This is a genomic window from uncultured Microbacterium sp. (assembly GCF_963528945.1).
Classification (GTDB): domain Bacteria; phylum Actinomycetota; class Actinomycetes; order Actinomycetales; family Microbacteriaceae; genus Microbacterium.
In genome coordinates, this window is sequence record NZ_CAURWX010000002.1 from 106704 (window position 1) to 121024 (window position 14321).

Genomic DNA, 14321 nt, shown 5'->3' on the forward strand with positions numbered 1-14321 from the left:
CTGAAATGGTAGTCACATCTTCGCGCGGATGCGCGCGGCGATCTCGATCGTACGGCCGCGGTCATCGTCGAGGGCCGCGGCCGCCTCGTCGAGACGCGATCGCTCGGACGCGTCGGCGCCGTGCTTCGTCGCGAGGGCGAGGTCGGCGCGCAGGTTGATCGCGGCACCCGAGATGCCGACCGCGAGCGTCTCGGCGGCGATGGCGAGATCGGCGCGCACCGCGGGGTTGCCGATCTCGGCGAGCAGGGCGAGGTCGGGCACGAGACCCCGACCGATCGCGCCGACCTCGATCGACGATCGCGAGGCCGACAGGGCGGCGTCGCGCACGCGCGCATCGCGCTCGGGGTCGTCGGACGGCAGCGCGAGCGCGGCGCCGAAGTCGGCCGAGCGGATGCCGTCGGCCTCGGCGGCATCGAGCGCCGCACGTCGAGCGTGTGCGACGCGGTCGGCGCACTCCTCGGCCCGGGGATCGTCGGTGTAGCCGGCGACCATGTGCAGCAGCCCGGCCGAGACGGCGAGCACCACACCGCACGCGGCACCGCCGCCCGGCGCTCCCGCCGGCTTCGCGAGGGCGGCGAGCCAGGCATCCATCGGCAGGGAGGTGGGCACGTGCGCGTTATCCGACATGCGTGCCACCCTACGACCCTCCACTGTTCCTGCACCCGGAGGGGGTATGCTCTCCTGCGTCTACAGTTCTCCGGGCGAGGTAGACGGGGGGAATGCCCGGCATCCGAACGGCTTTTACCCGAAGCCACCAAGGAGATCGTCCCTGATGGGGAGCACCCGCGTTCGCGCGCGCCTCCAGCGCGCCCTTCTCGCCTCGACGGCCAGTGCCCTGCTGGTCGGAGGCGCCGTCCTCGCGGCGGAACCCGCCGCCGCGTCACCCGTTGCCGTCCCGTTCTCGGCGACCGCCGACGTCACCGCGGCCGGTGCCGTCTCGCCGCCGACGGGCTCGTCGCACGCGCCGGTGCCCGCGAGGGACGCCGACGACGAGCGCGCCGTCGACACCCGCGGCGCTCTGCCCATCGCGGCGGCGAGCGGTGCCCTGCTGCTCGTGGCGCTGGGCGGCCTCGCGGTCGAGGTGCACCGCCGCCGCGCGCCGCAGACGGCCGGCTGACCCGCCCGCACTGCGCCCTCGGCACGCCCCGCACCGGTAGTCAAGCCCCTCCGTCGCCGCGCGCGCGTCGCCATAGCGTCGACGCACGGCGAGCGGAGGGGGAACGATGGACAGCGTCTCGGCGCACGTGCATCACCACGGCGCAGGCCTCGCCACGGTGGGCATCGGCGACGCCGCGCTCGCCGCGCCGTTCGTCGCCGCCGCGATCGTGTACACCTGCGCAGCGCTCGGGGCGCAGCGCGGACGCGGCCCGTGGCCCGGTGTGCGCATCGCCGCCTGGACGGCCGGTGTCGCAGCGGTCTGGCTCGGCACCGTCGGACCCCTCGCCGCGGCGGCGCACGACTCGTTCGTCGCGCACATGGCCGCGCACCTGCTCGTCGGCATGATCGCCCCCCTGCTGCTCGTGCTCGCGGCGCCGGTCACCCTCGCCCTCCGATCGTTCAGCATCGAACCGGCGCGGCGGGTGAGCGCGGTGCTGCGCAGTCCGATCGCTCGTGTGCTGACGCATCCGATCGTCGCCGCGGTGCTCTCCCTCGGCGGGCTGGCCGTGCTGTACCTGACCCCGGTGTTCGAGGTCGTTCACCGCAATCCGCTGCTGCACATCGTGGTGATGGCGCACGTGCTCCTCGCCGGAGTGCTGTTCACGGCATCCGTCATCGCGGTCGACCCGAATCCACACCGCAGTCCGTTCCGTCTGCGCGTCGGCGTGCTCGTCGTCGCGCTCGCCGTGCACGCCATCATCGCGAAGGCCCTGTACGCGAACCCGCCCGCCGGGCTTCCGGTGGCCGACGTCGAGGCGGGCGCGCAGCTGATGATCTACGGTGGCGATCTCGTCGACGCGGCGCTGCTCGTGCTTCTCGGACTCGAGTGGTTCCGCGCGACCGGGCGCCGCGACGGCGTCGGACGTGGCGCGGGGCGCGCGACGCCGGTGCCGGTGTCGTCGATCGCGTCGGAGGCGGCCACGGGGAACGCCCCGGCGTCTGCGGGAGCACGGTCATGAGGCGGATGCTGCGCACGCGCGCCTGGATCGCCGGTCCGCTGCTCGGGGTCGCCGTCATGGCCGCCGTCGACGAGATCGTCTTCCACCAGATCCTGGCCTGGCACCACTTCTACGACCGCGGCACCCCGGCGATCGGGCTGCTGTCGGACGGGCTGCTGCACGCGGGCGAGCTCGCTGTCGCGGTGGCCGGGGTGTTCCTGCTGCTCGACGCGAGGCGGCGCGCGGGCTTCCGTGGCATCGACGTCGTCGCGGGGCTTCTCGTCGGCGCCGGGCTGTTCCAGGTCTTCGACGGGGTCGTGCATCACAAACTGCTGCGGGTGCATCAGGTGCGATACGGCGTCGACCTGCTTCCCTACGACATCGCCTGGGTCGGCGCGGGCGCGGTGCTGCTCGTCGCCGGGATCGCCGTGACGGTGCTCGTCTCGCGCCACCGCCCCGCCGTACCGCACGACGCCTGACGCGTCTGCGCAGCGCGGGGGTGAGTCCGTGGCCCGACGAACTTCACCCTCGGTTCACCCGCAACTTCGCGTCATGAAACGGCGCATCCGTGTTCTCTTCATTGGTGGGCCATCCCGGGCCCCCTGATCGCACGGTTGACATCCGTGCGGTCACGCGTACCGCAACCCGGTACCGACGCAGAGGCGTGCACCCCATTCGGCGCGCCTCCTGAACCGTTCTGGAGTATCCGATGTCTCAGTACACGGTGCGGCGATCCCGCGCGCGCACTCTCATCCACTGGCTGGCGGGCATCCTCGCCGCCCTCCTCGCCGTCGGCGGCCTCAGCGCCCCGGCGTTCGCCGCGGGCGGGGGTGTGACCGTCTTCCCCGTCGACTCCGGCAGCGTGCACGACGGCACCCCCGTTCTCACCGAGGGCGGGACCTACGCGTTCCAGCTCGGCTACGGCAGCATGGACGACGGAGCCGTGGTCGCGATCGACCTGCCCGAGGGAATCACCATCCCCGAGAAGGCACTCGTCGTGCCGACCGGCAACACCGCCGTGCGATCGCTCGCGATGGATGCCGACGGTCGACTCGTCGTCGCTTTCGCCGACCCCTTCCCCGGCGACGTCAATCAGGGCGTGCTCGACCTCTCGTTCACCGTCGAGACGATCGAGAAGAGCGAGGTGCGGGAACTCGTCTGGAACATCGGCGGCACCCCGACCACGCAGAAGGTCATCGTCGTGAAGCCGGGCGAGTCCCCGCAGGCCACCGCCACCGGGTCGAACAAGACCGTCGGCACCGTCGCGATCCCGCACTCGGTGGTCGACGGCCGTGTCGTGATCCCCGACAGCGCGCTCGACGCCACCCTTCCGTACACCGTGACCGTGTCGAGCGCCGAGGCCCGCGACATCGTTCTCACCGACACGCTGGGCGCGCACCTCGCCTTCGTCGAGGGCTCGCTCGCGGGCACCAAGACCGTGCGTGACGCCGACGACCTCAACCCGGTGACCTCGCCGGTCTCCGGTCTGCCGTCGATCGGCGGCGCGACCTTCACCCACTCCTTCCGCGCCGAGGCGAACTCCGTCTACACCTTCACCTACCGGGCACGCATCGCCGACGCCGCCGCGCTCGCCGCGATCCGCGACGACCTGCAGAAGGCCTACGACGCGGTCGACCGCGTGAACGGCGGATCGTACGCCGTGTCGCTCACCAACGAGGTCGACGTCTCGGGTCAGAAGCACCGCACGAGCACCGCCATCCGCGGCAGCGTGAAGGGTCAGGATCGCCCCGGCACGGGTTCGGCCTTCGGCAAGGCCGTCGATCCCACCGCCGTGCGCCTCGACGAGCAGTTGCCTGCGGGCGCTGCGCTCGATCAGCCCCTCGCCGTCACCTACTCCCTGCGGGCCGACCTCACCGTCTTCGCCCCGTTCGCCGACGGCCCCTTCGCGCTGACGCGCAACGTCGTCGTGCGCGACACGCTGCCCGAGGAGGCGGTGTGGCGCGCGGATGCGGAGGGGTTCCTGACGATGACCGACCAGACCGGAGCGACGATCGCGCTCACGCCCGCACGGGGCATCGAGGGCGGGTACGAGCAGGCCATCGCCGCCGACGAGTACCGCTTCACCTATGCGATCGACGGTCGGAACCTGTACGTGAACCTCGGCGCCGACGTATCGAAGAGCTACCAGCTGCGCGCGGCCGCGTCGATCACGGCCCTGCCGAAGAACGCCAGCGGCGGCGACCAGTACTCCACGAACTACCGCGTGCAGAACGACGCGTACTTCGTGTACGCCGACGGCACGTGGGAGACGAAGTCGGCGACGACGACCGTCACCGTGCCGAAGGACACGAGCGGCGGGGTCGACGACCCGAGTCGATTCTCGAAGACCACCCAGGGCGGCACCGTCTCGGTGACCCCCGGCACGGCGACGACCATCCCATACACCTTCACGATCGGTGCGAACGTCGGCGACGCCTCGACCGCGCGCATCGTCGATGAGATCGACCACGAGGTGTTCGACGTCACCCCGGCGACGCTGCCCGCCATCGCGGACTCGATCACCGGTGCGTACGACAGCAACTTCCCGCTCGACGCCGACACCTTCGACGTCTCGCTCGACGACGACGGCCGACTCGTGATCGCGCCGAACGCCGAGTTCCCGAAGGACGCGGCGTGGGGAGCATCCGCAGCGGCGCCCTTCACCAAGCGCTGGTCGATCACCGTCGACCTTCCGCTGCAGGCGCTGCAGGGCAAGCAGACGCTCGACGTGCAGAACTCCGCCCGCTACGAGGGGGCAGACGAGGAGATCGTGTACACGTCGACGTCGCGCTCGACCGCGACGAGCTTCGGCAACGAGATGGAGGTGCGCAAGCGCGTCTACGACGCCGCGAACGACGCGTTCACCGGCAGCCTGCGGGTCGAGACGGATGCCGAGGGCGCGCTCGTGCGCGATGAGTTCGTCTACCGCGTCGAGCTGATGCCGCACGGCACGTTCACGAACATGGTCGAAGACGTCGTCGACGTGCTGCCGACCGGCGTGGAGTTCGTCGGCTGGGTCGACCCCGCAGACGTCGCCACGGGGCGCACGATCGACGGCACCCGCTACGCCGTGCCCGGGTCGGGTCTCACCGCGTCGTACGACGCGGCCGACGACACCGTGACGCTCGAGCGCGGACGCCTCGTGAGCGGACAGACCGTGACGCTGTACTTCGCGGTGCGCGTCGTCGACTTCGAGCCGAACGTCGGCATCACCAACATGATCGGAGCGAGCGGGGCGACCGTCACCCCGACCAACGATCTGCCGTTGAACCTGCTCAAGCGCGACAGCACCGACGCCGCGAAGCTCATCACCGACGCCGGAGCGCGCTTCTCGGTGCTCGCCGACGACCAGGCCACCGTCGTGCTCGGCGACCTGCGCGTCGTCGACGGCTCAATCCTCACCGCCGACGGGGCCACCCCGACGGTGGCGGCGGCCGGCACGTACTGGCTGCGCGAGGACGTCGCCCCCTCGGGGTACCAGAAGGCGACGCAACTCACCCGGATCACCGTGGCCGAGAGCGGGGCATCCGACGATGTCGTGCTCTTCAACACGCCGGGCGTGACCGTCGAGCCTGAGAAGACGTACGCGATCGGCGACGTCACCTGGATCGACGCGAACAGCGACGGTCGACAGGACGACGACGAGCAGGTGCTGCCCGGCGTCACGGTCGAGCTGCTGCGCGGTGACGAGGTCATCGCGACCACGGCCACCGACGCACGCGGTCGGTACCTGTTCGACGAGCTGCCCGCGGGCGAGTACCGCGTGCGCTTCACGCTGACCGACGAGCAGAAGAAGACGTACGTGTTCACGCAGGCGGATGCCGGTGCCGACGACGTCGCGGACTCGGATGCCGACCGGCAGACGGGCCTGACGCAGACGATCGTGCTCGGACCCGACAACGTGCACCTGACCCGCGACTACCCGTGGGCCGACGTGCGTGCGACCGAGGGCATCGACCCGACGTGGGATGCCGGCGTGATCGTGCGGCTTCCGGCCGCCGAGCTGCCCGGCACCCCCGGTGGCGGAGAGACGCCCGTCGACCCGGCCCGCCCCGGCACCCCCGGGGTGAACGAGCTCGCGACCACCGGGGCCGAGGGGCCGATGGGCCTCGCCGCCCTGGCCGCGCTGCTCGCGCTCGCCGGTGGTGCGGTGGCCGTGATCACCCGCCGGCGTCGCGCGTGACGGGCTCGAGCATCCGCTCGTAGCACCCGCCTGCGCCGTTGAACCCGCTCCGGCGCGGGGTGCCATCTTTCGGTGGTGCCTCGCGCCGGCACGGGTGAAATGGGGGTGAGTTTTCTCGTTTCCGTGCATTTGCTGAATCCGTGGACCCTAGGTTCGTGCTCGGAGAGGGAGTCCCCATGTCACAGAGAACCCGTCGTCGCGCGCGCCTCGGAACCGGTCGCCTACGCCCCCTGATCGCCGCCGTGCTCGGGGTCGTCACCGCGATCGGAGGCATCCTGGTCGCTCCGGTCGCTGCGACCGCCGCCCCGGGCGACCTCGTCGTGCAGGTCGAATACCTCGACGGCATCACGAACCAGCCGATCACCGACCTGCAGGCGCAGATCGCCGACCGGTCCAACGGCGACGAGTGGTTCTACAAGCTCAACGTCTCGTACAGCTGCGGCCCGGTGCAGTGCGCGTCGGCCGTCGTGCGGGTGGCCCCGCAGATCGTCGACCCGTATTACGGCACCCAGCGCTTCTCGGCGTACGCGAGCACCTCGCTGCCGGGCAACGTCGTCACGAGCAGCGCCGCGGCGGGCCAGACCGTGCAGCTCGGCACCCTCGCGCCCGGCACGAGCGGCTCGTTTCAGATGACCTACCGCTTCCAGAGCCGCGGTGTGGGTGTGGACCCGGCGTCGTTCTTCCCCGAGGGGCAGGTCGTGCCGGCATCCGTCACGCTCTCGGCCACCGGGCTCGACCCCGTCACCGCGACCGATCAGATCACCTGGCACATCGCCACGCCCGACCCCCGCGTCTCGGTCGCGTCGCCCGACCTCGCGCGCACCGAGAGCGACTACACGTACACGCTCTACATGTCGGCGAGCTGCCAGTGGGAGCGCAGCACCGCCGGGCACGGCGAGCCCGCATACGAGTGCGCGCGCGACTACACCGTCACCGACCACCTCGACGAGGACGCGATCTTCGTCTCGGCGAGCAACGGCGGCGTGCACGATCCCGCCACGAACACCGTCACCTGGACCGCCTCGGGTCAGGGCGCCGCGCCCGGGTGGGGCCCGCTGAACAACCTCGGCCAGCCGCGCACCGTCACGGTGCGGTACCCCGACTCGATCGTCGACGGCGAGAGCTGCGTGGTCGACATGACCAACCGCCTCGACGTGTCGATGACCTACCTCAGTGGCACGGTGAAGACCGCGACCGCCAGCCGCTCGCACCGGGTCAACGCCTGCGAGCCGTTCGCCAGTGCCATCCTCGACGGCAAGAGCTCGACCCGCGACGCGGGCACCGCGACCGACCCCCTGGTGTGGGAGCGCCAGTCGGGTCACTACTGGTACGTGCGCCTCGCCAACCGCGCCAACGTGCCCGGTGTCGCGACCGTGGTCGACGACGAACTCGGCCAGGCCGGCCTTCCGGTGTACGGGGTCGCCCTCGTCGGCACGCGCGGCTCGGTGCGGTTCACGCTCGACGACGGGACCACGGGTACCGTCTCCGACGTCGCGAACTACAACGCCCCCGCCGGCCGGTTCCTCACCGCCGCGACGGTCGTGACGGCGCCGCTGAACGGCCCGAACCTCGAGGAGTCGAGCCAGACGGCGCGCACCGAGGCGCAGGTGCGGTACTACTACAGCGTCGGCGATGACGTGCCGAACGAAGGGTGGGAGCGCACCAACACGGCGTCGGCCACCATGAGCTACCCGGGCACCGACCTCGCCGACCTCGACCTGGGCGACGCGTCGTACACCGTCACCGCGGTTCCCCGTCCGGTCTACTTCCGCCCGACCCTCGGCGTCTCGGTCGCGGGTGGCGGTCAGCCCGTCGTGGGCACACCGGTCACCTACTCGCTGAACGCGTCGACGGCCGACGTCGAACCGGGCACACCGTTCGAGGGGCAGTACGTGTACGTCGCCCCGGTGGGCTGGGACATCATCCCGAACTCCGCCGCCATCGCCGCGGCCTCCGGGTTCTCATTCGAGTACAAGACCGTGACCATCAGCGGCCAGCAGCGTCAGGCCGTATACGCGTCGCGTGCGGCCGGCACCGTGTGGGGTGCCAACGAGACGTGGCCGACCATGACCGTGCAGGCGACGCCCACCACGGCGGTCGCGGGCGGCAGCACCGGCAACGCGATCTTTTACATGGGTGACGCGGGGCACAACTACGGCCCCAACACCGCGATCTGGGGCAACAACGGCAACTTCCGCTTCGTCGACGCCCCCGACCTCGACGGCGACGGTGACGTGACCGAGAGCTGGGCCTATGTCGGCGCGAACGTGACGGTCGGGGCGACCACGGCCCTCAACGTGCTCAAGGAGATCTGCTACCCGGTGGCCTCGGCACCCGGCGGCTGCGAGTGGCGCTCGAATCCGGACGTTCCCGTGCCGGTCTCGCCCACCACGAACGACATCACCTACCGCGTGACCATCACGAACAACGGCTCGACGGCGCAGACCGGGGTCATCGCCTACGACGTGCTGCCCCACCCCGGCGACACGGGGCTCACGGCGACCACCGCGGGCGTCTCGCGCGGTTCGACCTTCGCCGAGAGCCTCGCCTCGGCCACGGCAGGCGCCGGCGTGACCCTCAGCTACTCGGACGCCGTGAACCCCTGCCGTCCCGAGGTCTTCGCGGGCGGTCCGACGGGCTGCGCGAACACGTGGAACGCCGACGCCGACGGCGCCATGGCGATCCGCGCGGTCGTGGGCGGCACGCTCGCCGCCGGTCAGTCGCGCTCGTTCACCTACGTCGCCGCGGTCGTCGGAGACCCGGTGAACGGCGACATCGCCTGCAACTCGGTGGCGATCGACAGCGCGACGACGTCGCCCACCGAACCCCGGGCCGTGTGCGCGCGGGTGGTCGAGTCCGATCTCTCGGCCGCGGCGCCCGCGCGATTGCCCCTGCAGGTCGACCGCCCCGGCGTCGTGCCGTTCCTGGTGACGAACAACAGCGGTGCGACGGATGCCCCGGCCCGGGTCGTCGTCGACGTGCCCGCGGCGCTCACGGTCACCGCGCTGGAGTTCGACGGCTGGGTCTGCACCTCGCCCGACGGGCCCGCTCCCGTCGCCGGGGGAACGACCCTGACATGCGAGCCGACCGGTGGAGTGGTTGCGCAGGGCGAGCCGGTCGCACTGAACCTGCCGGTGACCGCGGTCGAGGGTGCGGATGCCGTGTGCGTCGACGCCACCGTCGACGGCGAGTACTACGACGGCGTCCCCGCGAACGACACGACGCAGGCGTGCATGCAGGTCATCGCCGGCGAGCCCGCGCTCACGCTGGCGAAGGACGACGGCCGCGACCGCATCTCCATCGGCGACGAGTACACCTACACGATCACCGTCGCGAACCGGCTCGTCGGTGAGAGCGTCGAGGGCGCCGTCGTGACCGACGTGCTCCCCGCCCACCTGCAGTTCGTGTCGGCCTCGGCCGGCGGCACCCTCTCCGGCGCGTCCGACGACGGTGCGGGCGGCACGGTGACCTGGCCGCTGGCCGCGCTCGCCCCGGCCGCCGCCCCGAACGACGAGGGTGCGATCGGCGAGGCTCCGGATGCGTCGTCGACCCAGGTGTCGGTGACGGTGCGGGTGCGGCAGAGTGCCGAGGCGATCGACGTGCTCACCAACGCGGCCTCGGTCGCGGCATCCGATCCCGCCGACGCGCAGGCGTCGCTCACGGCATCCGACGACGACACCGATCAGGTGGTGCGCACGGCGGCGCTGTCGCTCACCAAGTCGGTCACCCCCGATGCGGTGATCGCCGCCGGCACTCCGGTCGCCTACGCGTTCCGGGTGGTGAACGAGGGCGACGTCACGCTCACCGATGTGCGCGTCGACGAGCGCGCGTTCACGGGCTCGGGCGTGAGCGCGCCGGTCGTCACCTGCCCGACGGGTCCGCTCGCCCCGCAGGCCGTGCTGACCTGTACGGCGACCTACACCCTCACGCAGGACGACATCGCCGCGGGTCGCGTGAGCAACACCGCCGTGGCGACGGCATCCGCTCCCGCCGGCGTCGACGCACCCGTGTCGAACGCATCGACGGCCGTCGTCGCGGTCACACCCGCCCCGGCGATCACGCTCACCAAGTCGGTGTCGACCGATGCGCTGGTGGCGGGCGACGAGGTCGTCTACTCCTTCGTGGTGACGAACGCCGGCAACGTGCCGCTGCGCGACGTCGCGATCGACGAGACCGCGTTCACCGGCACGGGCGACCTGTCTCCGGTGGTGTGCGCCGACGGGGCCGACGAGCTCGCGATCGATGACCAGGTGGTCTGCGAGGCGACATACACGGTGACCCAGGCCGATGTGGATGCCGGTGGCCTGTCGAACACGGCCGTCGCCACGGCGACGGGGGCCGGTGGACCGGTGCGCTCGCCGGCCTCGCGTGCCGACCTGCCCTTCACCCCCGCGCCCGCCGTCTCGATCGTCAAGAGCGCCGACGTCGCGGGGATCGAGGAGGCGGGACAGGAGGTCGAGTACCGCTTCCGCGTGACGAACACCGGAAACGTGACGATGACCGACGTCGCCGTCGCGGAGGAGGAGTTCACCGGAACCGGGGAGCTGTCCGACATCGTCTGCGACGCCGACGGTCTGCTGCCCGGTCAGTGGGTCGACTGCACCGCGTCGTACGAGGTGACGCAGGCCGACATCGACGCGGGCGGGCTCACGAATACCGCCTCGGCGTCGGCGCTCGCCCCGCGCTCCGAGGTGCCCGTGCTCGCGGGTCCGTCGACGAGCACCCTCCCCTTCGTGGGAGCGGTGTCGCTCGCGCTGACCAAGACCGGCACGGCGATCGACGCCGACGGCGACGGACGAACGACGGTGCGCGACAGCATCCAATGGACGTTCACGGTCACGAACGACGGCGCCGCCACCCTGCGCGACCTCGCCGTGTCCGACCCGATGGCCGGAGCCGTGGACTGCGCGGCCGCGGAGATCGCGCCCGGGGCATCCGTGGAATGCGCAGCGGTCGACGACTACCGCATCACCGCCGAACAGGCCGCGGCCGGCGAGGTCGTGAACCTGGCAACGGCGTCGGCCTCGGGTGTCGGTGACGCGACGGCTGCTGCCGAGGCGTCGGCCGTGGTCGAGGTGGAGGCCGTGACGGTCGCTGCACCGGGAGCGAGCGACCCGCTCGCCACCACGGGTGCGGAGTCGCGGGCGGTGCTCGCCCTCGCGATCGTCCTTCTGCTCGCCGGGGTCGGGGGACTCCTGGTGGGACGGCGGCGACGCGCCGCCTGAGGTCTCGGCGGAGCGCTCCGGATGCTCCGCCGAGACACCGCATCCGCCGTGAGACCGCGCCCCACGCGTGTCGTCTCACGGCGGATGTGAGGTCTCACCCGGCGGATGCGGTGTCTCACCGCGCCGCGCTCACTCCGCTTCGACGCTGCTCGTGTGGTGCGGGGTGCCCACCGGCTTCGACTCGCTCGACCCGCGCTGGCGCAGGTAGATCGAGAACGCGACCATCGCGCCCACGGCCAAGAACTCCGACTGCCAGTTCTGCAGCGTGCGGTTCCAGAACTCGGGCGAGAGCACGTAGTCCAGCCACGTGTCGGGCGGGAGGCCGTGCTGCGCGTTCTGCTCGTTCGCCACGGTGGTGCCGGCCAGCGACTGGGCGAACCACGACAGGAGGAAGATCGCGCCCATGACCACCAGCAGCGAGTTCGAGTAGATCCACCGACGGATGCCCGTGACCTTCGCCCACCGCGGCGAATCGGGCCGGGCGTACCGGCCGACGTACTGGTCGGCATCGGTGCCGACCCCCTCGTCGCCGGGCTTCTTCGACTCGGGCGACCCGCGCTGGATGAACCAGATCGTCGCGAGGATGAAGAGGAAGAACTGGAGGAACTCCGACTGCCAGTTCTCGGCGACATCGACGAGGAAGTCCGACGAGGTGACGAACTCGAGATAGCCGACGGGCGGCTGGCCGTGCTGGGCCAGCTCCTCGTTCGTGTAGGCCAGACCGGCGAACGACTGGCCGACGAGCGTCAGCGCGAAGATGGTGAGGAACGCGAGGCTGAGGCCGCAGTCGCGCACGAATCGACGCATGGGTCACCTCCCCGCCAGGGGGAGCACGATCATCACCGCGAGGCCGACGACGATGATGCCCATCCACGACCAGAAGGCCATCCGCATCGCGCCGACCGGGGGCGTCTCATCCGACATGGTTCTCTCCTCTCTCCACCGCCAGCGTCTCGGCTCGGCCGGGGCGTGGCTGTCCTGGCTGCACCATAGACACGTGGTCGTCGGGCGCGCAGAGGGTTGCACGCGTCGGACGGTTCGGATATCCCGCATCGCATTGGCTCACCGATATTCTCGGAGGGAGACCCCGAGGAACGACGATCATGACGAGCGACCCCCACGGAACCGCGCCGGCAACAGGGCGCGACGACATCGCCACCGCTTCCCTCGACGACGACGCCGACGTGGCCGACGTCGAACGCGACGTGCGCCGCGCACTCGACTCGCGCGACTGGGCACGCGCGGTGCGGCTCGTCGGCGCGCACTGGTCGGCTCTGCTCGACGAACCCGGCCAGTTGCTCGACGAGGCTCTGCGCCTCATCCCCCTCGACGCGTTCGAGCTCGACGCCCGCGCGGCGGCCGTGCGCGACATCCGCCTGCACTCCTCGGCCGACGCGGTCGACCGCATGCTGGGAAGCGCCGCTCTGCCCGATGCCGACGACCTCGACGAGCTCGAGGCGCTGGCACGCTCCGACCGGGCCCTCAGCCTGCTGAGCGTCGCCGCCTCCCGCATGATCGCGCTGCGGGTGCGGGGGCGATTCCCCCGCGCCATCCGGCTGGCGTCGCTGGTCGAGCGCTTCAGCCGCATCGCGGCCGTCCACCGACCGGGGCTGGTCGCATCGCGCGTACCCGCGGCGTTGCTGCAGGCGGGGATCACGCGCGGGCTCGCCGATGATCTCGCCGGTGCCGTGCTCAGCCTGCGCGATGCGTACGAACGCAGCGGCGACTCCCGCGTCGATTACGTGCAGCGCGACGCGGCCGGCAAGGCCGCCCTGTTCCTCGCGCTCGACGGCGACATTGAGCAGGCGTCGGCCTGGGTGGCCCGGCACGATGCCGCGCCAGACGTCGAGGGGTGGTTCTCCTCGCGCATCGCGCTCACCGCCGACACGGCACGCGCGATCATCGGTATCGAGTCGTTGCGTCGCGACGACGCCGAGGCAGCCCTGCGGATGCTCGACCAGCCGGTCAACGCCGAGCAGGGATGGGGGCCCGCCGTGACTTACGCCCGGGCGCGACACGCGCTGGTGTGGGGCGACCGTCTGGGCACGCTGCAGTCGGTGCGCGACGACAAGATGCGTTTCGAGTCCTGGCTCGGGGAGGGCAGCACGCTCGGCCCGTTACTCACCCACGCCGAGGTCGAACTGCTGCTGTCGCTACGGCAGGATGCCCAGGCGCAGCGAGCCGCCGCCGACCACGCCGACCACCACATCGCCCGTCTCACCCGCGCACGGCTGGCGCTCGCCGCGGGCGACGCACCGCTCGCCGCCCGACGTGCCGTGGAGGCGCTCGGCGCGAGTCGCACGACCCGCGAACGGCTCGGGGCGCTGGCCACGCATGCGGCCGCACGCGCCGCCCGTCCGGTCGAGGGGGAGTACAGCGACCTGGCGGCATCGGTGCGCGAGCGGGGATTGCTCAGCACCTGGCTCGCCGTGCCGGCCGCTGCGCGCTCGGCTCTCGGCGCCGACCTCGCCGACACGCAGGGGGCCCGCGAGGTCGCCGCGCTCGACGACGATCGCGTGCGCATCACCCCGCAGCAGCGTCGGGTGCTGGAAGGCCTCGATCGGGGGATGAGTCTGCAGGCCATCGCCTCGGGCTCGCACCTGTCGATCAACACGGTGAAGTCGCACGCACGAGCGCTGTACCAGCGTCTTGGCGTCGCGACGCGGGACGAGGCCGTCGCCGCCGCCTATGACCTCGGTCTGCTCTGAGCCGGGACCGGGCGTGATGAGAGTCGTCGGACGTCGGCCGCGCCCATAGCCCGGTCACGGCCGGGCTGGTAGAATCGATGCCGCAAGGCCCTATACATCCCCTGAGGTT

Annotated in this window: 8 protein-coding genes; 6 read left to right on the forward strand and 2 right to left on the reverse strand. The window is 71.5% G+C overall.

Annotated features, from left to right (window positions below):
* Positions 1-12 precede the first annotated feature (12 nt).
* Positions 13-627 (reverse strand): cyclodeaminase/cyclohydrolase family protein, encoded by a 615-nt coding sequence (locus tag RWS82_RS07690; protein WP_314648447.1) that lies wholly within the window; start codon positions 625-627, stop codon positions 13-15.
* A 145-nt stretch (positions 628-772) separates the two neighbouring features.
* On the opposite strand from RWS82_RS07690, the gene RWS82_RS07695 reads away from it, so the two are divergent.
* From RWS82_RS07695 to RWS82_RS07715, 5 genes are all read left to right on the forward strand, one after another.
* The gene (locus tag RWS82_RS07695; RefSeq protein WP_314648450.1) at positions 773-1117 is read left to right on the forward strand and encodes a hypothetical protein; all 345 of its coding nucleotides are present in this window, start codon (positions 773-775) and stop codon (positions 1115-1117) included.
* Positions 1118-1223: 106 nt separating this feature from the next.
* Positions 1224-2117 (forward strand): cytochrome c oxidase assembly protein, encoded by an 894-nt coding sequence (locus RWS82_RS07700; protein ID WP_314648453.1) that lies wholly within the window; start codon positions 1224-1226, stop codon positions 2115-2117.
* Positions 2118-2122: 5 nt separating this feature from the next.
* Entirely contained in the window at positions 2123-2575 is a 453-nt protein-coding gene (locus tag RWS82_RS07705) for a DUF2243 domain-containing protein (protein WP_314648456.1), read from the forward strand.
* Positions 2576-2805: 230 nt separating this feature from the next.
* Positions 2806-6279, forward strand: coding sequence for an SdrD B-like domain-containing protein (locus RWS82_RS07710; RefSeq protein WP_314648459.1), 3474 nt, complete (start codon positions 2806-2808; stop codon positions 6277-6279).
* Between the two features lie 176 nt (positions 6280-6455).
* Entirely contained in the window at positions 6456-11504 is a 5049-nt protein-coding gene (locus RWS82_RS07715; protein WP_314648461.1) for a hypothetical protein, read from the forward strand.
* Positions 11505-11633: 129 nt separating this feature from the next.
* On the opposite strand, the gene RWS82_RS07720 is transcribed toward RWS82_RS07715, so the two are convergent.
* Positions 11634-12311, reverse strand: coding sequence for a DUF6766 family protein (locus RWS82_RS07720; protein ID WP_314648464.1), 678 nt, complete (start codon positions 12309-12311; stop codon positions 11634-11636).
* A gap of 296 nt (positions 12312-12607) precedes the next feature.
* Here RWS82_RS07720 and RWS82_RS07725 point away from each other — a divergent pair, with 296 nt between their 5' ends.
* Complete coding sequence (locus tag RWS82_RS07725) at positions 12608-14212, forward strand: LuxR C-terminal-related transcriptional regulator (protein ID WP_314648466.1); 1605 nt, start codon at positions 12608-12610, stop codon at positions 14210-14212.
* The last annotated feature ends 109 nt before the right edge of the window (positions 14213-14321 follow it).